At 71.8% G+C, this 25,742-nt stretch carries 27 protein-coding genes and 1 tRNA gene; 15 read left to right on the forward strand and 13 right to left on the reverse strand.

Annotated features, from left to right (window positions below):
- Nucleotides 1-15: 15 nt before the first annotated feature.
- The gene (locus VFX14_25100) at nucleotides 16-1,341 is read left to right on the forward strand and encodes a hypothetical protein (GenBank protein HEU5192975.1); all 1,326 of its coding nucleotides are present in this window, start codon (nucleotides 16-18) and stop codon (nucleotides 1,339-1,341) included.
- On the opposite strand, the gene VFX14_25105 is transcribed toward VFX14_25100, so the two are convergent.
- The 4 genes from VFX14_25105 to VFX14_25120 form a co-directional block, all read right to left on the reverse strand.
- Nucleotides 1,338-1,511 (reverse strand): hypothetical protein, encoded by a 174-nt coding sequence (locus VFX14_25105; GenBank protein ID HEU5192976.1) that lies wholly within the window; start codon nucleotides 1,509-1,511, stop codon nucleotides 1,338-1,340. The two genes, VFX14_25100 and VFX14_25105, sit on opposite strands and share 4 nt — an antisense overlap.
- Nucleotides 1,512-1,578: 67 nt before the next feature.
- Nucleotides 1,579-1,737 (reverse strand): hypothetical protein, encoded by a 159-nt coding sequence (locus tag VFX14_25110; GenBank protein ID HEU5192977.1) that lies wholly within the window; start codon nucleotides 1,735-1,737, stop codon nucleotides 1,579-1,581.
- A gap of 119 nt (nucleotides 1,738-1,856) precedes the next feature.
- Nucleotides 1,857-2,330 (reverse strand): hypothetical protein, encoded by a 474-nt coding sequence (locus VFX14_25115; GenBank protein ID HEU5192978.1) that lies wholly within the window; start codon nucleotides 2,328-2,330, stop codon nucleotides 1,857-1,859.
- Entirely contained in the window at nucleotides 2,327-3,775 is a 1,449-nt protein-coding gene (locus tag VFX14_25120; protein HEU5192979.1) for an MATE family efflux transporter, read from the reverse strand. The genes VFX14_25115 and VFX14_25120 overlap by 4 nt, the downstream gene beginning before the upstream one ends.
- A 67-nt stretch (nucleotides 3,776-3,842) precedes the next feature.
- Here VFX14_25120 and VFX14_25125 point away from each other — a divergent pair, with 67 nt between their 5' ends.
- From VFX14_25125 to lexA, 3 genes are all read left to right on the forward strand, one after another.
- Nucleotides 3,843-4,313 carry a helix-turn-helix domain-containing protein gene (locus VFX14_25125; protein ID HEU5192980.1) on the forward strand — a complete coding sequence of 157 codons (471 nt, stop codon included), beginning with the start codon at nucleotides 3,843-3,845 and terminating at the stop codon, nucleotides 4,311-4,313.
- 52 nt (nucleotides 4,314-4,365) lie between these two features.
- Nucleotides 4,366-4,848, forward strand: coding sequence for a twin-arginine translocase TatA/TatE family subunit (gene tatA / locus VFX14_25130; protein ID HEU5192981.1), 483 nt, complete (start codon nucleotides 4,366-4,368; stop codon nucleotides 4,846-4,848).
- Nucleotides 4,849-4,936: 88 nt separating this feature from the next.
- On the forward strand, nucleotides 4,937-5,566 hold the full coding sequence (gene lexA / locus VFX14_25135) for a transcriptional repressor LexA (protein HEU5192982.1): 630 nt from the start codon (nucleotides 4,937-4,939) through the stop codon (nucleotides 5,564-5,566).
- Between the two features lie 293 nt (nucleotides 5,567-5,859).
- Here the strand turns inward: lexA and VFX14_25140 are convergent, their stop codons facing one another.
- Nucleotides 5,860-7,428 (reverse strand): HD domain-containing phosphohydrolase, encoded by a 1,569-nt coding sequence (locus VFX14_25140; GenBank protein HEU5192983.1) that lies wholly within the window; start codon nucleotides 7,426-7,428, stop codon nucleotides 5,860-5,862.
- A 435-nt stretch (nucleotides 7,429-7,863) separates the two neighbouring features.
- On the opposite strand from VFX14_25140, the gene VFX14_25145 reads away from it, so the two are divergent.
- The 6 genes from VFX14_25145 to VFX14_25170 all read left to right on the forward strand — a co-directional run bounded on the left by VFX14_25145 (nucleotide 7,864) and on the right by VFX14_25170 (nucleotide 14,379).
- Complete coding sequence (locus VFX14_25145; GenBank protein ID HEU5192984.1) at nucleotides 7,864-8,760, forward strand: ATPase domain-containing protein; 897 nt, start codon at nucleotides 7,864-7,866, stop codon at nucleotides 8,758-8,760.
- Nucleotides 8,761-8,763: 3 nt separating this feature from the next.
- A complete protein-coding gene (locus tag VFX14_25150) occupies nucleotides 8,764-9,609 on the forward strand; it encodes a crosslink repair DNA glycosylase YcaQ family protein (GenBank protein ID HEU5192985.1) in 846 nt (281 codons plus the stop codon).
- Entirely contained in the window at nucleotides 9,606-11,075 is a 1,470-nt protein-coding gene (locus VFX14_25155) for an HD domain-containing protein (GenBank protein HEU5192986.1), read from the forward strand. The genes VFX14_25150 and VFX14_25155 overlap by 4 nt, the downstream gene beginning before the upstream one ends.
- 41 nt (nucleotides 11,076-11,116) lie before the next feature.
- Nucleotides 11,117-12,670, forward strand: a complete 1,554-nt coding sequence (locus VFX14_25160) for an ABC transporter substrate-binding protein (protein HEU5192987.1) — start codon at nucleotides 11,117-11,119, stop codon at nucleotides 12,668-12,670.
- A gap of 83 nt (nucleotides 12,671-12,753) precedes the next feature.
- Nucleotides 12,754-14,289 carry an ABC transporter substrate-binding protein gene (locus VFX14_25165; protein HEU5192988.1) on the forward strand — a complete coding sequence of 512 codons (1,536 nt, stop codon included), beginning with the start codon at nucleotides 12,754-12,756 and terminating at the stop codon, nucleotides 14,287-14,289.
- Between the two features lie 15 nt (nucleotides 14,290-14,304).
- Nucleotides 14,305-14,379 (forward strand) — tRNA-Gly (locus VFX14_25170).
- A gap of 56 nt (nucleotides 14,380-14,435) precedes the next feature.
- Here the strand turns inward: VFX14_25170 and VFX14_25175 are convergent.
- Entirely contained in the window at nucleotides 14,436-14,735 is a 300-nt protein-coding gene (locus VFX14_25175; GenBank protein HEU5192989.1) for an AzlD domain-containing protein, read from the reverse strand.
- The gene (locus VFX14_25180) at nucleotides 14,728-15,429 is read right to left on the reverse strand and encodes an AzlC family ABC transporter permease (protein ID HEU5192990.1); all 702 of its coding nucleotides are present in this window, start codon (nucleotides 15,427-15,429) and stop codon (nucleotides 14,728-14,730) included. Before VFX14_25180 ends, VFX14_25175 begins: the two co-directional genes overlap by 8 nt.
- 32 nt (nucleotides 15,430-15,461) lie before the next feature.
- Here VFX14_25180 and VFX14_25185 point away from each other — a divergent pair, with 32 nt between their 5' ends.
- The gene (locus VFX14_25185) at nucleotides 15,462-16,103 is read left to right on the forward strand and encodes a CGNR zinc finger domain-containing protein (GenBank protein ID HEU5192991.1); all 642 of its coding nucleotides are present in this window, start codon (nucleotides 15,462-15,464) and stop codon (nucleotides 16,101-16,103) included.
- Between the two features lie 38 nt (nucleotides 16,104-16,141).
- Here the strand turns inward: VFX14_25185 and VFX14_25190 are convergent, their stop codons facing one another.
- Nucleotides 16,142-16,336: a hypothetical protein gene (locus VFX14_25190; protein ID HEU5192992.1), complete on the reverse strand. Its 195-nt coding sequence runs from the start codon at nucleotides 16,334-16,336 to the stop codon at nucleotides 16,142-16,144.
- Between the two features lie 137 nt (nucleotides 16,337-16,473).
- Nucleotides 16,474-17,298: an oxygenase MpaB family protein gene (locus VFX14_25195; GenBank protein HEU5192993.1), complete on the reverse strand. Its 825-nt coding sequence runs from the start codon at nucleotides 17,296-17,298 to the stop codon at nucleotides 16,474-16,476.
- Between the two features lie 82 nt (nucleotides 17,299-17,380).
- Between VFX14_25195 and VFX14_25200 the strand changes: the two genes are divergently transcribed.
- Genes VFX14_25200 through VFX14_25210 form a run of 3 tightly spaced genes read left to right on the forward strand, consistent with a single transcriptional unit; the run spans nucleotide 17,381 to nucleotide 21,028 of the window.
- Nucleotides 17,381-18,256 (forward strand): nitrilase-related carbon-nitrogen hydrolase, encoded by an 876-nt coding sequence (locus VFX14_25200; protein HEU5192994.1) that lies wholly within the window; start codon nucleotides 17,381-17,383, stop codon nucleotides 18,254-18,256.
- Entirely contained in the window at nucleotides 18,256-19,671 is a 1,416-nt protein-coding gene (locus VFX14_25205) for an amidohydrolase family protein (protein HEU5192995.1), read from the forward strand. The genes VFX14_25200 and VFX14_25205 overlap by 1 nt, the downstream gene beginning before the upstream one ends.
- 4 nt (nucleotides 19,672-19,675) lie before the next feature.
- Nucleotides 19,676-21,028, forward strand: coding sequence for an MmgE/PrpD family protein (locus VFX14_25210; protein HEU5192996.1), 1,353 nt, complete (start codon nucleotides 19,676-19,678; stop codon nucleotides 21,026-21,028).
- Between the two features lie 13 nt (nucleotides 21,029-21,041).
- Here VFX14_25210 and VFX14_25215 read toward each other — a convergent pair whose 3' ends face one another.
- Complete coding sequence (locus tag VFX14_25215; GenBank protein HEU5192997.1) at nucleotides 21,042-21,680, reverse strand: N-methyl-D-aspartate receptor NMDAR2C subunit; 639 nt, start codon at nucleotides 21,678-21,680, stop codon at nucleotides 21,042-21,044.
- Nucleotides 21,681-21,729: 49 nt separating this feature from the next.
- Between VFX14_25215 and VFX14_25220 the strand changes: the two genes are divergently transcribed.
- Nucleotides 21,730-23,130, forward strand: a complete 1,401-nt coding sequence (locus VFX14_25220) for a hypothetical protein (protein ID HEU5192998.1) — start codon at nucleotides 21,730-21,732, stop codon at nucleotides 23,128-23,130.
- Nucleotides 23,131-23,149: 19 nt separating this feature from the next.
- Here the strand turns inward: VFX14_25220 and VFX14_25225 are convergent, their stop codons facing one another.
- The 3 genes from VFX14_25225 to VFX14_25235 all read right to left on the reverse strand — a co-directional run.
- Nucleotides 23,150-24,340, reverse strand: coding sequence for a CaiB/BaiF CoA-transferase family protein (locus VFX14_25225; GenBank protein HEU5192999.1), 1,191 nt, complete (start codon nucleotides 24,338-24,340; stop codon nucleotides 23,150-23,152).
- Nucleotides 24,341-24,404: 64 nt separating this feature from the next.
- The gene (locus VFX14_25230; GenBank protein ID HEU5193000.1) at nucleotides 24,405-25,163 is read right to left on the reverse strand and encodes an N-acyl homoserine lactonase family protein; all 759 of its coding nucleotides are present in this window, start codon (nucleotides 25,161-25,163) and stop codon (nucleotides 24,405-24,407) included.
- 9 nt (nucleotides 25,164-25,172) lie between these two features.
- On the reverse strand, nucleotides 25,173-25,742 hold a 570-nt coding region (locus VFX14_25235; protein ID HEU5193001.1), incomplete at its 5' end, for a metal-dependent transcriptional regulator.

Genomic DNA, 25,742 nt, shown 5'->3' on the forward strand with positions numbered 1-25,742 from the left:
CTAAGGTGAGGCGCCGTGCGCCACGCGCTCGTCGTGCCCGATCGCGCCCGCCGGCGCGTGCTCCTCGTCGCGGGCCCGCGCGGCTTCACGCTGCCCCGCGTGTCGCTCGGCCGCGACCATCCCGGCGCCGTCGACGCGGTCCTCCGCGCGGTGGCGCGGCGCCACGGGATCCGCGCCACCGTGCTGCGCACCCTCGCGCGCCCGCGCGATCCGCGCACCGGGGTCTTCCACGTGGCCCTCGAGCTCGAGCGGCTGGACGACCGCGCCGTGCGCACGCCGCGCGGCCGCTGGGTGAGCCGCGCCGCGCTGGCGCGACTGCGCTTCCACCGTCTGGAGGACCGCGAAGCGCTGGCGGCCTGGACCGCCCGCGGCGGTCGCCGCGCCGCGTGGATGCGGCCGGGCTGGCGCGAGCGTGCGGTGGGCTGGTGCGAGCGCCGCGTCGGCGCGCCGGCCACGCGCGTGACGCAGCTCCGGGCCTGGGAATCCTCCACGGTGCTGCGGCTCGACACGAGGAACGGGCGGTTCTACTTCAAGGCGGTGGAGCCGCCCTGCGATCACGAGCCCGGGCTCACGCGCTGGCTCGCGCGGCGCGCGCCGGGTCGCGTCGCGCCCGTGGTGGCGGTGGGTGGCGCGGGCCGCTGGCTCCTGATGCGCGAGGCCGCGGGCCGCTCGCTGCGCGCGAGCGCGCGCCTTGCCGATTGGGTGCAGGCCGCGCACGAGTACGGCCGACTCCAGCGCGCGCTGGCGGGCGCGCCGTCGCGGCTACGCCTGCTGCGGGGCCGCCGCCGTGACCTCGGCTGGCTCGCGCGCCAGATCGCGCCGATGCTCGCAGATCCGCGCGGCCTCGCGGCGGGCGGGCGCATGCGTCTCACGCGCGGCGAGATCGCGCGCCTCCGCGGCCTGGCGCCCGCGCTGGGCGCGCGCTGTCGCGCCCTCGCGCGCCTCGGCGTGCCCCTCGCCCTCGACCACGGCGATCTCTGGGCGGTGAACGTGATCGTGGGTCGCCGCGGCCCCGTCTTCCTCGACTGGGAAGACGCGGTGCTGGGCCATCCCTTCTGGGGGGCGTTCATGTTGCCGTGGAGTCACGGCTTCTGGGACCGCTGGGGTCATCGGAGCGCCGCCGCGTCGCGCGTCCGCGCGGGCTACCTCGCGGGATGGGCGGGTGGGGACGGCGTCGCGCGTCACCGTGACGCCTTCGCGCACTCGCGCGTGCTGGCGCCGCTCCACCACGCGGCGATCTGGTGGCACGACGTGCTTCCCCATCTCCAGACCAGCCTCGAGACCGCGGCCCTCATCCCGTTCTTCCTGCGCCGCGTGCTGGAGGCGAGCCGCGCCGTCTAGGCCGAGCCGCGCTCCTTGCCCCGGGCCTTCATGTACCGGTCCATCGCTTCCATGAGGAGGCCGAGGGCCTCCTTCTCGGTGCGCCCGGTGGCGGAGACGTTCGGATAGGCGACGGCGGTGGCCTTGAAGACGCCGCCCTCTTCCTCGGTGAGGTCGACCTCGAAGCGCATGCGGGGGACGCTAGCAGGGGGGCGGGGAGCGCGTCAAGGCGGGCGCCTTCGGCCGCGGGGGAACCCGCTAGCGGCCGGCCGCCGCCTCGCCCCGCAGCGTCATGAGCGTGCTGCTGGCGCGTGCCACCAGACGCTCCTTGTCGTCCACCACGTCGCACTCGGTCAGCCCCACCCTGCGCCCGCCCTTCATCAGGCGCCCGGTGGCAACGAGCCGCCCCGTCCACACGGGCTTGGGCTCCGCCGAGACCAGGCGAAGGCCGAGGGGCTCGGCGACGGGCGGAGCCGGAGGCTACCCCGCTGGATCTTGCGCATGAGGTCGAGCATGGTCGGCATCCGACAGCCTCCTCAGGCCCGGCGGCGGCCGAGCAGGACGAGCATCATCCAGTGAGTGATCAGGAGCACCGGTACGGCGACGGTGGGGATGTAATAGGCGGCGCCGAGCGATACGCCGTGGCGTACGCCCTGAAACAACGCGGTGATCAGATCGACGACGCCCACGATGTTGACGAGCCACGCCAGCGGGAGCGCGCCCGGCCAGTCGAGGCGCAGCGCGAGCAGGGCCACGATGGCGAGGAGCCCGGTGAGGAGATCGCCGTACGCGGCGGGCTTGGCGAACGCGGCGGGCACGTCGGGCGGCACCACCGTCGGGACGAGGAAGACGAGCCCCATGTAGCGGGTGGCATGCACGACGAGCAGCGGCATCAGGGCGCGGCGCCGCGGCAGGGTGGCGAGAGAGGGCCACACGTACCAGCGCGCGAGCAGCGTGCCCACGAAGAGGCTCAGCGCGAACTGGAGCCCGAATATCTGCTGTGGATTCATGACGCACCTCCCTGGTCGCGGCGCCACGCCCCGGCCTTGATCGGCAGGGCTACCATCACGCCCATCGCCACGAGCGCCGCCGCGATGGCGACAAACACTGCCTGAGGCCCGCCGCCCAGCCAGCGTGTGGCCAGCCAGCCGCCCGCGGCGGCGATGCAGAGCCGCGCGAAGCCCGCCAGCAGCGGCCAGGCCAGCCGCCCCGCGCCCTGCGAGGCGAAGTAGAGCGCCAGGCCCACCCCGAAAAATCCGTAGGCGGGACCCACGATGCGGAGGTAGGCGGAGCCCACGGCAAGGATGGCGGGCTCGGTGGTGAAGAGCCCCATCCATGCCCGGGGGAACAGCGCGAATGTGAGCCCGATCGCGCCGGTGATGCCGCCGGCCAGCCCCGCGCCCACCCAGGCCACGCGCTCCGCCCGCGCCAGTCGCCCGGCGCCCACGTTGATGCCGACCATCGCAACCAGCGCCGAGCCCACGCCGAACACCAGCGGAATCTGAATGTACTCGAGCCGCGCGCCCATGCCGTATCCGGCGAGGGCGTGAATGCCGAAGGGGCCGACGAGCCCGGTGAGGAGCACCACGGTGAGGTTGGTGAACACCGTATTTAGCGAGCCGGGCGCGCCCACGCGGAGGATCTCCCGCAGGAGCGCGGCGCGCGGCCGGAAGTCGGCGAGCCGCGGCCGCACCATGCTGCGGCCCGAGAAGAGGACCGCGGCCAGGACGAGCATGCCCCCGCCGAACGCGGTCACGCTCGCGACCGCGGCGCCGGCCACGCCGAGGCGCGGCAGCGGGCCCCAGCCGAGGATGAGGGCGGGAGCGAGCAGGAGATACGCGGCGCTCGCCACCGCCATCACGCCCGCGGGCAGCACCATGCGGCCGGTGCCCCGGATCACGCTGGCGAGCGAGTTGAAGGACCAGAACACCACCGCGCCGCCAAAGATGACATGGGAGTAGGCCAGCGCGGCGTCGAGGGTGGCCCCGTGCCCGCCGAGCGCGCGGTAGACCGTGGGACCGCCGGCGAGCAGGACCACGGTGAAGAGCGCGGCCATCGCGAGCGCGATGAGGAGCCCGTGCGCGGCGAGGCGATCGGCGTCGCGGCGGCGGCCCGCACCGAGCGCGCGCGCCACCGCGGAGGCGATGCCGCCGCCCATGCCGCCCGCGGACATGGTCTGCATCAGCATCAGCAGCGGATACACGAGCGACACGCCCGCGAGCGCCTCGGCGCCCAGCCAGCCCACGAACACCGCGTCCATGGTGCCGACCCCGGCCTGCAGGAGCATGACGGTGACCCCCGGCGCGGCCAGGCGGAGCAGGGTGGCGAGGATGGGCCCCTCGAGCATCGCCCGGGCCCGCGGGTCGACGACGGCGGTCCGCCGCGCGTCCTCCGTCGCCGCCGGATGGGCGGGGACGGCGGCCGAGGCGACGGCGGCGGCGACGCGGGTAGCCATGTCACTTGTAAATTAATAGTGACTAGCCGAATTGTCAACCGGCCCTCCCCCCGCCTATACTGGAGGCGTGCCCAAGCGCTACGATCAGCCGTGCCCGGTCGCGAAGTCGCTCGAGGTGGTGGGAGACCGCTGGACCCTCCTCATCGCACGGGATCTCTTGCGCGGGACGCGGCGCTTCCAGGACCTGCAGGCCGGGCTGCCCGGCATCGCGCCCAACATCCTCTCCGATCGGCTCAAGCTCATGGAGGCGCACGGGCTCGTGACCCGGTCCTTCTACTCCCAGCATCCGCCGCGGGCGCAGTACACGCTGACCGAGCGCGGCCAGGGGCTGGGCGTCGTGGTCGGCGCGCTCGCCGACTGGGGCTCGCGTCATGTCTACAAGCGCGCGCGCCTCGTCCACACGGACTGCGGCCACGAGGTGCGTCTGGGCTATCACTGCCCGGCGTGCGATGTCCGGGTGCGCGGGGCCGCGGTGGAGCTGCGGCGCAAGGGCGGGAAGAGCCGCCGGAGGGCCAAGGCGCCCGTGTCCGCCTCCTGAGCCGCCCCCGCCCGCCTCGCGTCGGGGTGGTATGATCCGTCACTGAGCGGCCATGTTCGACATCGGACTCCAGGAGCTCATCCTCATCTTCGTCATCGCCCTGCTGGTCTTCGGGCCGAAGAATTTGCCCCAGCTGGGCCGGTCCCTGGGCCGTGCCATGCGCGAGTTCAGGCGAGCGAGCGACGAGTTCCGGAGCACCATCGAGACCAATCTCCAGATCAACGAGCCGGATCCGCCGCCGGCTCCCGTGATCGACACCAGCCCCGCGCCGAACGCCGCCGCGAGCGAGGCGCTGCCCGAGACGGGATCCGCGGGGGAGCTGGGCTCCGTGACCCCGGAGGGCGCGGTCGCGACCGAGCCCGCGTCGGGGGAGCCCTATCTGGCCCAGCGCGGCTCGCCCATCTTCCATTCCCGCACCTGTGGCTGGGTCCGGCGCATTCCCGAGGCGGATCGGGCGTACTACAAGACCGTCGCTGAGGCCAAGGAGGGGGGCCTCCTGCCGTGCCCGTCCTGCGAGCCCTGGGAGCCCGTCTAGATTTTTTTTGACTTCGACCACTCAACGGGTGTTTACTGCTGGCCTGTTGAGCCATCCCCCAAAGGAGGAAGCCAGTGAGGACGACGCGATGCGGGAGCTGACGGCGAGGCAGCGCGAAGTGCTGGCCTTCATCCGTACCTTCACCGAGAAGCACGGGGCGCCCCCGACCGTCCGCGAGATCGGCGAGCGCTTCCGGTTCACCGCGCGGGCGGCCTTCGATCATCTCCGAGCGCTCGAGCGCAAGGGCATGCTGCAGCGGCGGACCACCACCAAGCGGGTGTCGCGTACGCTGGTCCTGGCCCAGCGTCCCACCGCCAAGCGCGGGCCCACGAAGGACATCCCCGTCCTCGGGCGCATCGCCGCCGGCGTGCCCATCTTCGCCGATGAGAATGTCGAGGGCACGATCCCGGTCAGCACGGACTGGCTCGAGCGGCAGGGCGAGGACGTGTTCGCCCTGCGGGTGCGGGGCGAGAGCATGATCGAGGCCCATATCCTGGACGCCGATCTCGTGCTCGTGCGGCGCCAGACGTCCGCGCAGGCCGGTGACATCGTGGCCGTGTTGGTCGACGACGAGGCGACGGTCAAGCGCTTCGCCCGCGACGGCGAGCGCGTCGTATTGAAGCCCGAGCATCCCACGATGAAGCCGATCGTGATCGAGCCCGGGCGCGCGGAGGTCCGCATCCTCGGCAAGGTGCTGGGCGTGATGCGGGGGTTCTAAGGACGCAAGGAGGCGCAGCATGGCAACGACACTGGCAGGTCATGGAACGCGGCGTCGTCGAACCCGGCGTGCGCCCCACGCGGTCACGACGCCCGGCGGGCCTTCGCGACGACTCTACGCAGGACGGCGGAACGCCCTCGCAGTGCAGCGCGCTTTTTTTTCGGCCCGGGCCACTCGTCACATGACGACGCCGCGGCGCCTCGAGCCCTGGCTGGGCGGCGTCGCGATGCTGGCGGGCGTGGCGACGTGGGGACTGCTGCTGGCGCTGCTCGGCGGCTAGCGCGCCGCCCCGCTCAGCCCGCCCGCCGCTCCCACGGCTTCACCGCGATGAAGAGGTCGAGGAGATCGCCGTCCACCGCGCCGGCCTTGCGCTCGAAACCGAGGATGTCCAGCGCGCGGTCCACCGGCACCGCGGCCTTGTAGGGGCGGTCGCTCGCCGTGAGCGCGTCGAAGACGTCGGCGATCGTCATCATCTTCGACTGCACGGGGATGTCGGCGGCGCCGATGCGGTTCGGGTAGCCGGAGCCGTTGAGCTTCTCGTGGTGCGAGCGCGCGATGTCCGGCACATGGCGCAGCTCCTTGGTCCAGGGGATCTGGATGAGGAACTGAAACGTGTGCACCACGTGGGACTGGATCTGCTTGAACTCCTCCGCGGTGAGGCTGCCGCGCGGGATCGCCAGGATCTGCGCTTCCTCGGGCGTGATCACCACCTGCGGCTCGCCCAGGTGGTCCAGGAACCGCGTCAAGGCCAGATGCTGGATGCGGGAGGCCACGTCCTCCGCCATCACGGTGGGCTCGTTCGCGGCCACGATCGCCTTGAGGTGCTCGTCGAGCTCGCCGAGTGCGGTCGCGAGCTCGGCATCCCATTCCGCCATCTGCCCGAGGGCGCGCCCGCGCTCCTCGCGCAGGAGCGCGTCCAGCTTCTTCGCGCCGTAGCGGAGCTGGACTCCACGTTTGATCAACTCGAGACGTTGTTTGATGAAGTCGAGCTGGGCTGGGTAGAGCTTCTTGGCCTTGATCAGCACCTCCTCGCGCACGCCCACCTTGCCGAAGTCGTGGAGCAGCGAGGCATAGCGGATCTCCCGCATCTGCTCGGGGCTGAAGCGCAGTGCCCGGAACGGCCCGCTGTCGGCCCGGTCCGCCGCCTCGGCCAGGCCGACCGTGAGGTCCGCCACTCTGAAGGAATGGCCGGACGTGGTGGGGTCGCGCGACTCGATGGCGGTCACCGAGGCGCGCACGAAGCCCTCGAAGAGGGCCTGGATGCTCTCGAGGAGCCGGCTGTTCTGGAGCGCCACCGCCGCCTGGGACGCGAGAGAGGCGGCAAACTGGATGAACCGCTCGGGGTAGGGGATCGTCTCGCGCTCGATCGCGTCCAGCGAGGGGAAGCGGCGCGAGGCCACGCGCTTGCAGTTGATGAGCTGCAGCACGCCGATGGTCTCGCCCCTGGGCGTCTGCATCGGCACCACCAGCATCGACTTGGTCCGGTAGCCGGCTTGCTGATCGAAGGCGCGGTTGATCTTGAACGGCGCGCCCGGGGGCGGCGCGTAGGCATCCTCGAGGTGGAGGATCTCCCCGCTCTTGGCCACGTGGCCGGCCACGCTCTCGTCGCTAATGGGGATGGTGAACTCGGTGAACGGGACGCTGACGAAGTCGTTCTGGGTGAGCTTGAAGCGGAGGCGGGCCTCCCCCTGCTCCGGCTCCTCCACGAGGTACACCGAGCCCGCGTCGCTGTGGGTGATCTCGCGCGCCCTGGCGAGGATCAAGCCCAGCAGGGCCACGGGGTCCCGCTCGGCGGACAGGCGCACGCCGATGGCGTTGAGCTCGGAGAGCTCCATGCGCGTCCGCTCGGCTTCGCCGACCACGCGCAGATGCTCGAAGGCCTGGGCAAGGGCGGACGAGGATGAAGGGCGTGGTCGGGCGGGGGAGGTACGCGAGCGGCGCCGCCGCCGCGGGCCAACCGTCGGGTGGGCCCGCGGCGCCGACCAGGCCGATGACCGGGACCAGCCGCGGCCGCGCCCGCACCTTCTCGACCGCGGAGGGGCTGTCGTGCTCGAGGTCCACGACCAGCACCTCGGGATCGTCGGCCCGGCGGCGCAGCGTCTCGATCTCCGACAGGGGTCTGGCCTCGTACTCGGGGGGCAACGCCGCGGCGACCGCCGCGACCGGCGAGCCATCGGGAAACCACACGATCTGGCGTCGCATGGCGCGAGAGTAGGAGGGGGCACCGTGGGTGTCAAGCATCGGGCGCTCCCGCCGCGGCTTGCCCGCTCGGTCAGCCCCCGATACAATCCCACGTCATGACCACTCCTGAGAAATCACGCGTTTCGACGGGCCTCCCCCGTCTTGACAGCATGCTGGGCGGCGGGCTCCTGCCCGGCACGCTGACGGTGGTGTACGGCGCCACCGGCATCGGCAAGACCCATCTCGGCCTCACCTTCGCGAGCCACGGCCAGGTCGCGGATGGCCGGCGCGGCATCGTGTTCGACATGAACGCGCGGGGCGACTCCCAGCAGCACCACGCCTACGCCGAGCGCCTGTTCGGCTGGCCGCTCGCGCGCTGGACCCACACGGTGACCCCCATGGCCCAGCCGTTTCCGGCGGACGGCCAGATGGACGCCTACTATTGCGACGCGTTGCCCTGGGTGGGCAAGGTACGCGACTACCAGGTCCCCACACCCGACGGCTTCGAGTTCGACTGGAACTGGAAGGCGATGTACAACCACGCGCTCTACACCGTCCGCCCGTTCGTCTACTTCCACCTCGGCGCGGGATCGCGTCGCATCATGGTGGACGGCATCGAGCCCATGGACGTGCCCGCCGACTACATCCAGCCGTTCCTCTTCGACGAGCTCTACCGGAAGACCATCCACCGCGACGCGGAGACGCTGGGTATGGAGATCTGCCTGCCCGTGTGGCAGCACCGCGACTACATCGACGCGCATCGCTACGATCACGCCGCGGTCACCACGCTGCTGCTCGTGACCACCGAGGAGACCCCGCTCGAGCAACTCCTCGCCCGCAAGGTGGCCGCGGGCGACATCGGCGCGGTGGCCAACACCATTCTCGTGATGGGCAGCGAGCGCGTGGGCCAGCGGCTCGCCCGCTTCCTCGCGGTGGTGAAGCACCGGGGCAGCGCGATGAGCGACGAGATCGCCGAGTACCGCGTCACGCCCACCGGGCTCGAGTTCGTGTAGCTCGTGGACGGCGAGACGCTCCAGGCCCAGCGGCGCCACCGCTTCCGTCAGGAGCCGGCGCGCCGCGTGCGGAGCGCGCGGGCGGCCCTCGCCTTCGTGGAGGAGGTGGGGCTGTGCTCCACCTTCTACTGCTTCCCCGACGGGCTCGCTTGCCTCTGGGAGGCGGTGGTGGGGCGCGAGAAGCCGCGCTGGCCGCGGCGCTCGCACCACGACGACGGCGTCGGGCTCACCTGGGAGCTGAAGGACACGCTGCCCGCGCGCGGACAGGTCTACTACGGCAAGGTCCTGAAGGGCCGGCCGGTGCTGGTGGCCCTCGATCTGTTTCCCACCTTCTATGCGCTCGTGCGCGGCCGCCAGCGGGCGCGCGACTACCGGGTCGAGTACGCGGAAGGGCGGCTCACCATCCAGGCCAAGCGCATCATGGATGCGCTCGTGCGCGAGGCGCCCCAGTACACGCGGGGTCTCCGCGCGGAGGCCTTCATGCTCGAGCCAGAGAAGACGCGCGACTTCGAGCGCGCGATGGCCGAGCTGCAGCAGGGGCTCTGGGTGGTGAAGACCGAGGAGCGCTACGAGCCCACGTTTTCCTACCGATGGGACTTGGTGGAGCATTGGCTCGCCGAGGGGACCGCCGAGGGACGCCGCCTCGCCCGCGGAGCCGCACTGAGCCGGCTGCTCGAGCGCTATCTGCGGGGCGCGCGCTACTCGACGCCGCGTCGTCTCGCGCGTCTCTTCGGTGTGCCCCCCCCCGAGGTGGACGCCGCGCTCGCCGGGCTGGTCCGCGCCGGCGCGGTGCGCGCGGACCAGGTGGTGGCGGGCTGGCCAGGGCGCTGGGTGCTGAGCGCACGGTGAGCCAGGCGGCGCGTGTCCTCCGCCTCGAGGCGTTCCCGCCCGAGGCCCGTGCGACGATCGCACGCCTCGCCGAAGCCGGCGCCGCCGACGCGTGGCTGGTGGGCGGCGCGGTCCGGGATGCTCTGGCCGGCGCGATGCTGCGCGAGCTCGACCTCGCGGTGCCCGCGAGCGCCCTCTCCCGCGGGCGCGCCCTCGCCGATCGGCTGCACGCCCGCTTCGTGGTCCTCGACGAGGGCCGCGGCGTGTGCCGGCTCGTGGGCGCCATCTCCATCGACCTCACCGATTTCCGCGCCCCCACCATCGAGGCCGATCTCGCCGCGCGCGACTTCACCGTCAACGCCCTGGCCGTTCCGCTGGGGGCGCTCGCCGCCGCGGGCGGTGCGCCGCTGCTGGATCCCACTGGTGGGATCGCCGACCTCGATGCGCGGCTGGTCCGGCTCTGCGGCCCGCGTGCCCTCACCGAAGATCCCGTGCGCATCCTCCGCGGCGTTCGCCTGGCGCTAGACCCGGGCTGGCGGCTGGATCCAGGCGTCGCCGCCGCCGCGCGCGCGGCCGCGCCCGGACTGGCCGGGGTCGCCGCGGAGCGCGTGCGGGACGAGCTAGCGCGCATCCTCGACGGGCCCGCGGCCGCGCGCGGTCTGCGGCTCCTCGACGACATGGGCGCGCTCGCCGTGCTCCTGCCGGAGAGCGGGCCGATGCGCGCCACCCCGCAGCCCCTGCCGCATCACTTCGACGTGTGGGAGCACTCGCTGCGCGCGGTGGCGGCCGCCGACCGGCTGCTCGCGGAGGCGCCCTCTCTGGCCCGCTGGGGCCAGGACATCGCCGCGCGCGCCGACGAGGACCTGGGCGACGGGCTCACGCGCCGCGCCGCCGTGAAGCTGGCCGCTCTGCTCCACGACGTGGCCAAGCCCGAGACGCGCACGGAGGAGGCGGACGGCCGCGTGCGCTTCCTCGGCCACGATGTCGCGGGTGCCGCGCGAGTTGCCGGCATCGCCGAGCGATGGCGGCTCTCGCGCCGCGCTGCCGCGATGCTGGAGCAGCTCGTCCGGCATCACCTCCGCCCGATGCATCTCGCGCAGTCGGGACCGATCACGCGGCGCGCCCGCCATCGCTTCTTCCGCGACCTCGGCGAGGACGCGGGCGCGCTGCTCCTGCTCGCCCTCGCCGACGCCGCCGGCCTGCGCGGCGACGATCCATTGGAAGTCTGGGCCGGGGAGGGTGGCCGCGTGCTGCGCGAGCTGCAGGCGGGCGCCGCCGAGGAACGCGCGCTCGCCGCAGCGCCGCCGCTCGTCACCGGCGCCGACGTCATGGCCGCCTTCGGGCTCCCGTCGGGCCCCGCGGTGGGGCGCCTGCTCGCCCGGGCGCGGGAGGCCCAGGCGCTCGGTCAGGTGGCCACGCGCGAGGAGGCCCTGGCGCTGCTCGCGCGCGAGCCACCCGCCCTTGACACCCCCGAGGCCGACTCCTAGAGTAGCGCCACCTCGACCGCGCCTTCTCACAAGGAGACGCCATGCGCTCCCTCACGCTCCTGGTCCTCCTCGTCGTCGTGCTCGCGCCGCCCGGGCTCGCGGGGGCCGCGCCGCAGGGCACCGTCGTCATCGCGCAGGGCGTGGATCCCACCACGCTCGACCCCATGAACCATGCGGAGTCGCCCGCCGCCAACCTCGCCCGCAACATGTTCGACACGCTCCTCGAGCGCGATGCCAACCTCGTGCTGCAGCCCGCGCTGGCGGCCGAGATGCCCAAGCTGGTGGCGCCGACCGCATGGGAGTTCAAGCTCCGCCCCGGCATCAAGTTCCACAACGGCGAGCCCGTGGACGCGGAGGCCGTGAAGTTCAGCCTGGAGCGGCTGGTGGACCCCAAGCTGAAGCTGCGCGGCGCCTCGCCCTTCGCGCCCTTGAGCCACGTCGAGATCGTGGATCCGCTCACCGTGCGCATCCACACCAAGGCGCCGTGGCCCATCCTCGACACGCTCATGTCGGGCACGGGCACCGCGATTCTGCCGCCCAAGTACTATCGCGAGAAGGACCTGACCTACGTCGCCCGCAGCCCGGTGGGCTCCGGCCCGTTCAGGTTCGTGCGCTGGGTGAAGGACGATCGCATCGAGCTGGAAGCCAACGAGAGCTACTGGCGGGGCGCGCCCCGGGTCAAGCGGCTGGTCTGGCGGCCCATTCCCGACGACGCGGTGCGGGTGGCCGCGCTGCAGAACGGCGAGGTAGACGTGGCGGTGAACATCCCGCCGCACCTCGCTCAGATCATCGCCAACCATCCCAGGCTCTTCCTCTCCACCGCGCCCAGCGTGCGCACCATCCAGCTCCTCTACTACACGCATCAGTTCGACGCCCAGCACAAGCTGATCGGGCCTTACCCGGGGCCGGTGGCGGACCGGCGCGTGCGCCTCGCCATGAACTACGCAGTGGACGTGGACGAGGTGATCCGCACCGTGCTCGACGGCAAGGCCATTCGCGTGGCCTCCATGCTCACCGACAAGCACTTCGGCTTCGACCCGACGCTCGCGCCCATCAAGCCGGACCCGGCGCGGGTGAAGCAGCTCCTCACCGAGGCCGGCTTCCCCGGCGGCGTGGACATGGTGCTCAACGCCCCCCAGGGCCGCTACGTGCGTGACAAGGAGGTGGCGGAAGCCATCGCCGGCCAGCTCGGCAAGGCGGGCATCCGCACCACGCTTCGCGTACACGAGTGGGGGACCTACCTCAACAACATGGCCTACGTGCACAAGGCCGGCCCGGTGTGGCTCATCGGCTGGGGCGTCTCCGCCTACGACGCGGAGCCGGCGTACGTGCCCCTGTTCCGCTCCGGGAAGATCCTCGCCAACTACTACAACGCCGACTTCGACGGCATGGTCGACCAGGCGCAGAGCACCATGGACCCCAAGCGCCGCGCCGAGCTCTACCACCGCCTCATGCGGCTCTGGATCGACGACGCCGCGGCCATGCCCCTCTACCAGCAGCTCGACCTCTACGGGGCGACCCGCCGGGTGACCTGGAAGGCGCGCGGCGACGAGCTGATCAAGGGCTTCGACATGGCCGTGAAGGACGCGCGGTAAGGCCCCGTCAACTTGACAGTTCGGGGAGGGGTCTTTAGAGTCGAGTCGTTTGTCATCTCACACCGGATCGTGAGGAGGACTTGATGGACTGGAAGCGACTGCTCACCGCCCTCGTGCTCGTCGCCGCGCTCCCCGCGCTCACGCTCGCCGCGCCGGAAGGCAAGGTCGTGATCGCGCAAGGCGTCGACCCGACCACGCTCGACACCATGAACCAGCAGGAGACGCCCGCGTCGGTGGTGGCCACCCACATCTTCGACACGCTGGTCGAGCGCGATCCGAGCCTCAAGATCGTGCCGGCGCTGGCCGCCGAGCTGCCGAAGCTCGTGGCGCCCACCACGTGGGAGGTCAAGCTCCGCAAGGGCGTCAAGTTCCACAACGGGGAAGACTTCAACGCGGAGTCGGTGAAGTTCAGCCTCGAGCGCGTCAAGTCGGGCATGCGCTCCAGCTCGAACTTCCGTCCCATCGACCGGGTGGACATCGTCGATCCCTACACGGTACGGGTGCAGACCTCCAAGCCCTGGCCGACCTTCACCACGATCATGGGCTTCCGCCAGGCCTCGATGTATCCGCCCAAGGCGTACGCGGGCAAGGACACCGCGTTCATCTCGAAGAATCCCATCGGCACCGGCCCCTACAAGTTCGTGAAGTGGGACAAGGACGAGCAGATCGTGCTGGAGGCCAACGAGCAGTACTGGCGGGGCGCGCCCAAGATCAAGACCGTCGTGTTCCGGCCCATCCCGGACGATGCGGTGCGCGTGGCCGCGCTACAGAACGGCGAGGTCGACGTGGCGGTGAACATCCCGCCCCACCTGGCCAACATCATCGCGAATCACCCGAAGCTGTTCCTCTCCACCGCGCCGTCCATCCGCACGCTCCAGCTCATGATCGTGACGCATGACTTCGACAAGGATCACAAGCTGATCGGCGTCACCAAGTCGCCGGTGGCCGACAAGCGGGTGCGCCAGGCGATGCTCTATGCGGTGGACGCCGACGACATCGTCAAGAACGTGCTCGACGGCAAGGCCTTCCGCGTGGCCACGCTGCTCACCCCGCTCCACTTCGGCTACGACCCCGCGCTCAAGCCGGTGAAGCCGGATCTGCCCAAAGTGAAGAAGCTCCTCGCCGAGGCCGGCTTCGCCAACGGGCTCGAGCTCACGCTCAACAGCCCCCAGGGCCGCTACGTGCGGGACAAGGAAGTGGCGGAGGCGGTGGCGGGGCAGCTCACCAAGGCCGGCATCAAGACGCAGCTCAAGACCCACGAGTTCGTGAGCTTCCTCAACACGATGGTGTACGTGCACAAGCCCGGTCCGGTGTGGCTGATCGGCTGGGGCACCCCCACGATCGACGCGGAGACGGTGTACGTGCCACTCTTCCGCACGGGGAGCAATCTCGGCAACTACTCGAACCCGGACTTCGACGGCATGGTGGATCAGGCTCAGTCGACGATGGACGAGAAGAAGCGGCTGGAGATCTACCACCGAGTCAACAAGCTCTTCGTCGAGGAGGTCCCGGCGATCCCCCTCTATCAGCAGATGGATCTCTACGGGGCCAGCAAGCGCCTCAGCTGGAAGGCGCGCAGCGACGAGCTGATCAAGGCGTATGACATGTCACTGAAGTAGTACACTAGACACCGCGCGGCCGTAATTCAGTGGCAGAATGCCAGCTTCCCAAGCTGGACGTCGCCGGTTCGAATCCGGTCGGCCGCTCCACTCGCGAGGGGGCCACGGGGTGACCCGTGGCCCCCTGTGTGTTTCTGCCGCTGCGCTCAGCCAAGGGCCGCGGCGAGGGCGGTGACCGCGAAGCCGGCGCCCAGCGCCGCCCACTCGTGGTCGGTGCGCGCCATGGCGACGACGGCGGCCACGCAGCCGGCCAGGGCCGGCCAGCCCGCCTCGAGCACGCCGGCCGCCGCGAACGCGATGAAGAGATTGCCCGGCGCCAGCCGCAGGAGACGGGGCAGGGCGCCTCGCGAGGGTAGGGCGCCGGCGGCGAGGAAGCCCCCCACGCGCATCAGCACGCTCGCGGCGCCCACCGTCAGCACCACGAGCAGGACGTCGCGCTCAGGCATCGTCGCCTCGCAGCGCGCTGATCGCCGTCCCCGCGGCGCCCCCGATCAGCATGGCCCAGCTGGGGCCGAGGGTGGCGGCGACGCCGATCGCCACCGCCGCGGCGACCGTCCAGGGCAGAAGGCTCCGCCGGCCGCGCCACTGCGTGGGCAGCAGTGCGACGATGAAGGCCAGGGGCAGGAAGGCGGCGGCCACCGCGAGCGGCCCGCGCGGCGTGACGGGCAGCGCGTGGCCCAGCGCGGTCCCGCCCACCCAGCCGATGGCCATGGGGATGCCGGCGCCGAGAAGATACGCCGCGTGACGCCGCCCGCGCTCCGCCTCCGCGACCGTCATCAGCCACGAGGCGTCAGCCAGCAGGAGCAGGATCGGCACCATCACCCGCCGCGGCACCTCCGCGAAGAGCTGGCGGAGGTGCGCGCCCATGACGAGGTAGCGGGCGTTGGTGGCGACGCAGGCCAGCGCCATGGCGGCGAGGGGCGGCGGGGCCGCCCAGAGGCCGAGGGTGACCGCCTGGGCGGTCGCGGAATAGACCACGACGCTGAAGGCGAGGGCGCCGAGCGCGTCCAGCCCCACGCCGCGGTACGCCACGCCCATCACGATGCCGGCGAGCCCGTTGCTCACGATGAAGGGCAGCGCGGCCACGAAGCCCCGGCGGAATGCGATGGACGCGGGCGAGGCGGCACGCGGTATTCTCATGGGCATGGTCATTAGAGGGGACTAGGCGAGCCGTGTCAAGGGATCGTGCCCGCGCCGCCGCGCAGTTCTTCGGGGGCCGCGTGTGCCTGGACTTCGCGAACACGATGGACTGGCGCACCTCGGCGGCTCCGCAGGAGCTCATCGACAACTACGCCGCGCTCCTCGGGTGGAGCGCGCGGCGGGGCACGCTGCCCGCGGCGGCGCTGGCGCGACTACGCGCGCGGGCCCGACGCCAGCCGGCCGACGCGGCGGCGGCGCTCCGCGACGCCCATGCGCTGCGCGCGGCGATCTGGGCCGCCGCGGACGCGCTCCACCGCGGAGGGCGCGTCGAGCTGGCGCCGCTCAACCGCCGGCTCGCCGCGCTCCCCGCGCAGCCGCCGCTGGTCCGCCGCGGCCGACGTCACGTGCACGATCTCCCCGGCGCGCGGCTCGCGGAGCCCCTCTGGCCCGTGCTCTGGTCGCTCACCGCGCTGCTCTCGTCGGAGGACGCGGCGCGGGTGGGACGCTGCCGGGCCGAGGGCTGCGGCTGGTTCTTCGTGGACGCGAGCCCGAACGGCTCGCGGGTGTGGTGCTCGAGCGAGGTCTGCGGCAATCGCGAGCGGGCCCGCCGCGCCTACGCGAAGGGCCGCCAGGAAGAGGCCCGGAACCAGAAGGGGCCACGGGTCACCCCGTAGCCCCTTTCACGACCCCGACCGACTATCGCGTATCGCCGCTAGAAACCCCTCCGCACTCGCTCGAGCGCGGCCTGGATCGACGCGATGGAGATGCCCGCCACCGGCGTCAGCGCGGTCGACAGCGTGCTCGGGTCCGTCAGGGTGGCGAAGCGCCCGCGCGGGGTATCCCAGATGCCGTTGAAGATGCCCCCGGCGTGTCTGACCAGCTCTGCGATCTCGTCCCGCAGCTCCATGGCGCTCCTCCCGGCGCGGGAAACACTGCAAAGGCTGCGCCCGGTCGCGTTTGACTGCTAACCGGCTGTCACCATTGGCTTGAGGAGATTTGCCTCATGCCGGACGCCAGGGCAAAGCGCCCTCGCTCGGGCAAGACTTACCCGGTGTCCCGCCGCCGACGGGCCGGCGGCCAGTAGCGGAGGCGACCCGGCATGATCCGCAGCATCACGCGAATCACCCTCGCCGAGATCCGGAGGGCCGTCTCGCGGCCCGGCGACCACGCATAGCCGTAGTCCTGGCGGATGCGCGCCGGGAGCAGGCCGACCGAGGGCAAGCGCGCCAGCCACATGAGCGGCGCCGCGATGCGCGGCACCGGCCTGAAGAGTTCGGCGGCGAGACGCCGGGCCCCGTCCGTCACCACGAGCTCGCCGCCCCTCAGCATCCCGTCCATATAGGCCGCGAGGGCGCGCGTGGAGCGCGGCAGGTGGCCGTCGGGAATGCCGAGCATCGGCTCGATGCCGGCCGACTCGGCGCAGTAGCGGTCCTTGTCCGCGACGCTGAGCGGCGCCACGTAGAGCTCGTAGGCGAGGAGGAACGAATCCAGCAGCGTGGCGTGCACCCAGGCGAGCAGCGCGGGATCGTGTGCCGAATAGGACACGGCCGATTGCGCCGGAGGAGGAAGCACGGCGTGCCCGTTCACGCGGTCGTGAATGGCGTTGATGCCGTCGGCCACCGTGGCGGCCTCTTCCGGCGTCCCGTAGGTGAGGATGAGCATCGCGTCCAGCGTGCGCCGGAGCCGGCCCCAGCGCCCGCGGCGCGAGCGGAGGAAGGCGCTGTGGTCCACGATGCCCTGGGCGACCAGCGGATGCGCGAACTGGAGCAGGAGGGCACGCCCCCAGCCCAGGAGGAGCACGCGCTCGGCGTGGATCGTGCGGCTCACCGACTGCGTCGCGCCCGCGGCCGTCGCCGTCGGAGCCGTCATGCCTCGCAGTCTACCGGAGCGTCCGCGTCCGGGCTATCATCACCGCGTAGCCGCGGAGCACACCCGCACCAGGGAGATCACCATGCCACGCTTCGTCAAGGTCGCCGCCGCCCAGATGGGCCCCAACAACGAAGGCACGAGCCGCGAGGAGATCGTCGAGCGCATGCTCGCGCTCATGGAGCAGGCGGTTCGCGAGGACGTCGAGATCATCGCCTATCCGGAGATGGCGCTCACCACGTACTTCCCCAAGCGCATCCGCGACGACTACGACCAGTTCTTCGAGACCGAGGTGCCGCCCAAGGCGCTGCTGCCCCTGCTGGCGCGCGCCAAGGCGGCGAAGATGGCCTGTCACGTCGGCTTCTCCGAGAAGGCGGACGGTCACTACTTCAACACCGCGCTGCTCACGGATGAGACGGGGCGCCCGGCGGGGATCTTCAGAAAGATCCATCTGCCGGGGGTCACCAAGCCCGATGGGTTCGCGCAAGTGTACGAGCCGCACTTCTTCGAGACCGGCGACACCGGCTACAAGGTGTTCCCCGCCGCCAAGGCCCAGGTCGGTATCGCCATCTGCCAGGACCGGCGCTATCCCGAGTCCTATCGTTGCCTGGGCATCCTCGGCGCGGAGATCGTGCTCATCGGCTACAACACCCCGCTCTCGCCGCTGGCCCTCGATCTCAACGAGCTGTGCCTGCGCGCCGGCGCCTACCAGAACAGCCTGTTCGTGGTGGGGATCGCGAAGGCGGGCGTGGAGGACGGCATGGAGCTGATCGGCGGCTCCTGCATCGTGGGGCCGCTGGGCCAGGTTCTGGCGAAGGCGGGCACCACCGGCGACGAGCTGATCGCCGCGCGTATCGACCTCGACCAGATGACGCCGGCGCGCAAGCGCTGGGACTTCTTCGGACGCCGCCATCCCGAGCACTACGGCCTCATCACCCAGCCGATCCGGAAGGCCCCGTGATGGCCGCGCGGTCCGTCGACACCATCGTCCGCGGCGGCAAGGTGGTGACCGCCACCGAGGTGCTCGACACGTCGGTGGCCATCCAGGGCGGGCGCATCGTGGCCCTGGGCCACGACGAGGCGCTGCCCCCCGCCGAGCGCGCCATCGACGCCACCGGGAAGTACGTCCTGCCGGGTCTCATCGACTGCCACGTCCATCTGGGCGCGGTGTACGACGACTGGAGCTCGGGTCCCATCGCGGCCGCGCACGCGGGGCTCACGACGCTCATCGCCTTCGCCGAGTACAACGATGGCGAGACCCTCCCGATGGCGACGAAGCGACTCGCCGACGAGGCGAGCCAGCAGTCCGTGCTCGATTTCGGCTTCCACTTCATCCTGAACAACGAGCCCCACATCCTGGACGGCCTCGCCGAGACGTTCGAGATGGGGGTGACGTCGTACAAGATCTTCATGACGTACAAGAAGCGCCCCAAGCGCATGTGCACGGACGACTTCATCGCCCAGGTGATGGAGCGCCTCGCCGCCCTGGGCGGGATCTGCCAGCTCCACTGCGAGAACGGTGACATCCTCTATCACTTGGAGAACAAGGCGATCGCCGCCGGGCGCGTGAAGCCCACGGACTTTCCCGCGACGTGCCCGCCGTGGACGGAGGAGGAGGCCATCAATCGCGCCATCCGCATCGGCGCGATGACCGGCTGCCCCGTCTATGTCGTGCATCTCTCCACGAAGGGCGGGCTCGAGCGGATCAAGCAAGCGCAGGCCGAAGGACAGCGCGTCTGGACGGAGACGTGCCCGCAGTATCTCCTCCTCTCCGAGAAGGAGATGGAGACGTGGGGGCCGTTCGCCAAGATCGGGCCGCCGCTCCGGCCATCCGACGGCAGCAATCAGACGGCGCTGTGGGAGGGCTCGGCGGGCGGACACATCGCGACGCTGGCCAGCGATCATTCCCCGCGGCGCAAGGCGCTGAAGGAGCCGGGCTGGCAGAACATCTTCGTCGACGGCAAGGGCCAGCCGATCCCCTTCGGCAGCCCGTCGGTGGAGACGCTGGTGCCGCTGGCCTACAGCGAGGGCGTGGTGCGCCGCGGGCTCCCCATCACGTGGATGGCGCGCGTGATGGCGGAGAACCCCGCGCGGATCTTCGGCCTCTATCCACGGAAGGGCGCCATCCGCGTGGGGGCCGACGCCGACCTCACCATCATCGATCCCGACCCCGAGAGCACCATCACCGTGCAGGATCACAAGGGCATCGCGGGCTGGACGCTCTACGAGGGGTGGAAGGCCCGTGGCCGCCCCTGGATGACGCTGCTGCGCGGCGAGGTGCTCCTCGACCGCGGGCAGCTGGCACGGCCGGCGGGCTACGGCCAGTTCCTCCGCCGCGGCGTGCCGGTTCCGCCGCTGGGCGGCGCGGCGCGCTGACGCCGTGGCCCTGCACTATCTCGACGCGCTCGCGGGCTTCGCCGCCGACGTCTCCTATGCGAGTCTCTCGCCCGGGGCGGCCGCGGCGGCGCGCCTCATCCTGCTCGACACGCTGGGCGCGATGCTCGCGGGCAGCGCCGAGCCCGAGAACGCGCGTCTCGCGGGAGCGATGGCCGAGCGCGCCACCCGGCCCGCCGCGTCCCTCATCGGACACACCGCCCGCACCGATCCGCTCCTCGCGATCTTCGTGAACGCCACCGCGGGGGTGGCCCTCGAGGTGGACGAGGGCAACCGCTGGGGCGGCGGCCATCCCGCCATCCACGTGGTGCCCGGGGCGCTCGCGGTCGCCGAAGAGCGGGGCGCGGACGGCGTGCGCCTGCTCGAGGCGCTGGTGGCGGGCTACGAGGTCTCGTCGCGCATCGGGGGCGCCACCGTGCCGCGCGGGAACGTGCACTCCCACGGCACGTGGGGCACCATCGGCACGGCGGTGGCGGTGGCGCGACTCGCGGGCTACGACGCGCGCGCGATGCGAGAGGTCATCAATCTCGCGGCCAGCATGAGCCCCGCCAACACCTGGACGCCCGCGCTCGAGGGCGCCACGGTGCGCAATGCCTATCCCGGGCGCTCGGGCATGGAAGGGCTGCTGGCCGTCGAGCTCCACCGGGCGGGTTTCACCGGGCTGCCCGACGCGCCGAGCGATGTCTACGGGACCATCCTCGCCGATCGCTTCGATCCCGAGCGGGCCCTCGACGACTGGGGCGGCCCGCTCCGCATCGAGCAGAACTACTTCAAGTTCTATGCGTGCTGCCGGTATAACCATCCGGCGCTCGACGCCCTCGAGGGCATTCGCGCCCGCGAGCCCGTACGCGCGGAGGACGTGGTCGCCGCCGAGGTCATCGTGTTCCCCTTCGGCCTGCGCATGGCGGCGCCCACGCCGGCGAGCCAGCTCGCCGCCAAGTTCTCCATCCCGTGGGCGGTAGCCGCCAGCCTGGTGCTGGGTCACGGCGGGCTCGCCGCCTTCGGTGACGCCGCCCGCGGCGACGCGCGGATCCGCGATCTGGCCGGGCGGGTAATGGTCACCGCGGACGCGGCGATGACGCCGCGGCGCTCCGACTATCCCACCTCGCGCCTCCGGCTGCGGCTGCGCGACGGGCGAACGCTTGAGGAGGAGACCGGCGTGGTGCGGGGCGACGCGGAGAACCCCGCCGGCGAGGGTGAAGTCATCGCCAAGTTCGAGGCGCTCGCCGCGCCCGTGCTCGGCGAGCGGCGCGCCCGAGAGCTCGCGGCGACAGTGCTCGACGCCGACGAGCTGAAGAACGTCGCCCACCTGGGCCCGCTGCTCGCGCCGGCGCGCTAGCGCGCGGGCAGCCTCACGCGGATTCCGCTTCCAGCCGCGTGCACGAGCGCGCCAGGTTGGCCCGCGCCGGAGCCTCGAAGCGTCCGAACTCCTCGGTGAGGAAGAGGCGAGGCTGCGCGAGGAATCTCCGGAGGAGGGCGGCGCGCCGCGTCCGCCACTCCGACTCCGGGACGAACGCATACTCCCGCCGCACCTGTGCCTCGTAGCGGTCGAACTCGGCGGGCGGGACGCCCAGGATGGAGAGGTCTGCGTCCACCACGTAGCGCGCGTCATGCTCATCCGGCGGCGCGGCGTGCCGCGTGGCCATGATGAGCGTGCGCACGCGCTCGCGCTGCTCCGTGGAAGCGCCGCCGGCGGCGAGCCACTCGGCGGCGATGTCCGCGCTCCGGGCCTCGTTGTCGGCGCCCCGCGGGTCGTAGACGAGGTCGTGAAGCCACAGCGCCAGCTCCGCCTCGTCGGGCTCGCGCAGCCGCGCGCGGACGGCGTCGAGCAGGGGCAGGACGCGGGCGATGTGCTCGGCGGTGTGATACGCGCGGTGCGGCTCCCCGTAGCGAGCCAGCACGAGGGCGTGGAGCGGGCGGGCGTCGCTACGAGCGCCCAGCCGGCTCCACAGGGCACTCCAGGCCTCGAGGGAGAGCCGCGAGAGGTCCATGGCGGTGGATGATACCGCGGCCCGCGCGGCCGCATGCTATGGTGCCCGCATGCCGCGCCTGCGCCGCCTGGGCTTCGCCGCCGTCGCCCTTGCGCTCGTCGCCTGCGCCAGCGGGCGCGGGCCCATCGAGGCGGTCCTGCGCGTGTGGGACCTCGGCACGACCGACATCGAGGTGGTCGGGAGCTGGCGCGCCCAGCTCGTGAGCGGCTCGGGCACCGATCTCACCCGCAAGGCCTTCTGCCGTCCCGACGGCGCGTGCGTGTACCTCGGGCTCACGCAGGACAGCTTCGCTCCCGGCACCCATTTTCTCGCGATGGGCGAGGTCCCGGACCAGCGCTACCAGTGGGCGCGCATCTACGGTGGGTCCGCCGCGGACGAGCTGGATGGCGGCGCCGTCGCCGGCGACGGGTTCGTCCTCTTCGGCTCCAGCGCCAGCCCATTCACGGGTGTCGCGACGCCCATCGCGGCGCGGCCGCTGCTCGTGCGCATCGACGGCGCTGGCGCGCCGCTCTGGGCGCGGACGCTCGACGGCGGCGGGATCGAGCGGCTGCACGACGCGACCTCCGCCGCCGGCGACCTCGTCGTGGTGGGCTATGCCGGCCTCGGGGGCACCACGCCCAGCGTCGCGGTGGTGCGCGTGGGTCCCGATGGCGCGCTCCGCTGGGCGCAGACCTACGACCTCGGCGAGCCGGGCTACGCGGTGGCCGCGGTGCCCGGCCCCGACGGGGGCGCCATCGTCGCGGGTTACCTGCGCCAGCCGAATGTGGGATTCGCGGGCACGCCGTTCCTGATGGGGCTGGACGCGGCAGGTCGACCCGTCTGGGCGCGCCGCTACGAGCTGGAGGGGCCGGCGCAGCCTCGCGCCCTGGTCACACTCGCCGACGGCAGCCTCGTCCTGGTGGGAAGCCTCTTCGGCGCGCGCCCTGGGCGCAGTCCCTTCGTGCTGCGGATCGGTCCCGAACACGCCGTGCGGCTCGGCCGCGAGCTGCGCGGGCTCGAGGCCATCGAAGCCTTCGCGGTCGCGGACGGCGGGGAGGGTAATGTCGTCGTCGTGGGCCGACGGCGCGATCCCTTCCGCGAACGCTTCTGGGGCTTCGCGATGGTGGTGGACGACCGCGGCCGCATCACCGCGCACGCCACGCTGCGCTCGCTGGGCCAGGTGGAGTTCAGCGCGGTGGCGACGGGACGAAGGGGCGAGTATCGGGTGGCCGGCTTCACGGACAGCTTGGGCGCGGCGGGGTTCGACATGTTGGTGGCGACCTGGCTGCCCGCCCAGACCGTCGGCCGTGACGTCCTGGTCGCCTCCCGGATCGCGGAGCGCGACCTCGTGGCCAAGCCGGTCGACGTCACGGCGCGGGCACAGCCGCTCGCGGTGCGCGCGACCGAGGTGCCGCCGGGCGCGCTCGAGTCGCGGCCCCTCACGGTGCCCACCGCGGCCACCCTCAAGTGACCGCGGGGCCGCGCGGCGACTAGGCGATCACGCGCGAGCCGCGCAGGGCCGCGATCTCGCCCGTGGAGAGGCCCAGCTCGCGCAGCACCTCGTCGCTGTGCTCCCCGGCGGCGGGCGCGGCATGGCGCACCGAGCCCGGCGTGTCCGAGAGCTTGATGGGCACGCCGAACTCCGTGATCTTTCCGTGCACGGGATGCTGGAGCTCCACCACCATGTCACGCGCCTGGAGCTGGGGGTCGCGCACCATCTCGTGGGGCTCGTAGACCTTGCCCACGCACACGTCCGCCTTGACGAGGAAATCCCACCACTCGTCCCGCGTGCGGGTCTTGAGAATGGCCTGGATCTCCTCGCGCGCGCGGATCTCCTCGGCATTGGCCTCGCGGACGAACTGATCGGGCTTGCGGGAGAACCGGGCGAGGTCGGGGCGGTCGATCGCCTTGCAGAAGTTCTCCCAGAGCCACGGCTCGGTGCAGCCGATGGTGAGGAGCTTGCCGTCGAGGGTGTCGTAGATCGCGTAGTAGGGGTAGGAGCCGCCGAGGAAGCCCGCGCCGCGCTTCGGCGCCATCCCGTCGCTCCAGTAGAAGCGCATGTTGGGCGTCGCGGCGAGCAGGGCCACCGAGGTGTCGAGGTAGGACACGTCCACGAGCTGGCCGCGGCCGGTGCGCTCGCGCGCGAAAAGCGCGAACATGATGCCGAGGGCGCCGTGCATGCTGGCGCCCGCGTAGTCCGCGACGATGTTCAGCGGGATCGCCGGCTTGCGATCGGCCTCGCCGATGAGGTTCAGCACGCCCGCCAGCGAGAGATAGTTCATGTCATGGGCGGGATAGTCCCGATAGGGTCCGTTCTGCCCGAAGCCGGAGAGCGAGCAGTAGACGATCCGTGGATTCAGGGCGCGGATCGTCTCGTAGTCGGCTCCCAGCCGCTTCATCACGCCGGGGCGGAATCCCTCGACGATCACGTCGGCCTTCGCGGCGAGCCGCTTGAAGAGGGCCTGGCCCTCGGGGGCCTTCAGGTTCATGGCGAGCGAGCGCTTGTTCCGGTTGACGTAGGCGAAGGCGGCGCGACGCTTCACGTCGGGCGGCTCGGGGGTCTCCGGCGGCGTCTCGACCTTCAGCACCTCCGCGCCCATGTCCGCGAACAGCATGCCGGGCAGCTCCGCCGGCGGGACGCGCGCGAGCTCCAGCACCTTGATTCCGTCGAGGACGCCCATGAAGGGTCTCCTTCCCCCTCACCCAGCCCTCTCTCCCGAGGGAGAGGGGGGAGAGGAGTGGTGGTCAGCGGTAGCAGTCCGGGGCCTTGAGGGCCGATTTCCAAAATTCCGGATCGTGGCTGGGAAAGATGCGCCCACCCGTCGCGCGCGCGAGCGTCTTCAGCCGCTTGATCGAGTGCATGGCGCGCGTGGGGTCCCACACCACGCCGGGCGGCGTCTCCTTGTCGATGGATTCCTGCCAGTAGCAGGAGTCGCCCGCGAGAATCACGGGCCCCGACTGGGGCAGCTCGACCAGGAGCGACTGATGCCCGGGCGTGTGGCCGTCGCTCCGGACCGCCGTCACGCCGGGCACGAGCTCGGAGTCGCCGTCCAGCAGGCGCCAGCGATAGTCTGGCAGATCGAAGTTCTTCCGGTAGTAGAAGCTCGCGAAGAACGCCGCGGGATAGTGCGCGTAGGCGTACTCGTCCTTTTGCACCACCAGCTCGGAGTCCTGGAAGAGATAGGCCCCACCCGCGTGGTCGTAGTGGAGATGCGAGAGCACGACCAGATCGACGTCGCCCGGCTCGAGGCCGAGGCCGTCGAGGCGATGGACGAGCAGGTCCTCGTCGCCGAAGCGGGCGAGGGGGTCGTTCCGGAGCAGGCCGGGCACCGCGCGCGGCGACACGCCGGTGTCGAACAGCACCACGGCGTCGCTGGTCCGCACGATGTAGCAGGTGATCGGGATCTGGACCCGCTCGGCGGAGCGCTCGCCGTAGAAGAGCCCACTACGCTCGAACCCCATGTAGCCGTTCTGGAGCGCGTAGAGCCCCTCGACGGCCGCCATGCTCCGCGCCTAGCGCGCCGCCGAACGGGCGCGCTTCACGCGCGAGGATCCGCGACCGCCCGTCTCGGGCGGGTCCTTCGGGTCGTACACCCAGATCTTGCCAGAGGCGGCCAGGCCCATCGTGACGGTTCGGCCCTCGAGGAGGACGCTGATGGTGCCGGCGTAGGGCGCGACCTCCTTGATGGTGAGCCGTGCACCCGGGCGAATGCCGCTCTCCCACAGGAAGTGCAGGAGCTGGCGGTCGGCCTCGGCCTCCTCGGTGATGCGCTCCACCGTGAGGTCCTGGCCCGCGTGGGCCTGGCTCAGCGGGATCGGGTTGTGCGCCTCCGGCGCGGGCATGCCGGGGATGGGATTGCCGTGCGGGCAGGTGCTCGGCATCCCGAGCTGCTCGGCGAGACGCTCCTCCACGACCGGAGACAGCGCGTGCTCGAGACGATGCGCTTCGTCGTGGGCGCGCGACCAGTCGAGCCCGAGCACGTCGGTCAGCCAGCGCTCGAGCAGGCGGTGGCGGCGCGCCATGGTCTCGGCGATGCCGCGGCCCTTGGTGGTGAGGCGGATCTCCTTCTTGCCCGCGAGGCG

The organism is Candidatus Methylomirabilota bacterium (assembly GCA_035764725.1).
GTDB lineage: Bacteria > Methylomirabilota > Methylomirabilia > Rokubacteriales > CSP1-6 > DASRWT01.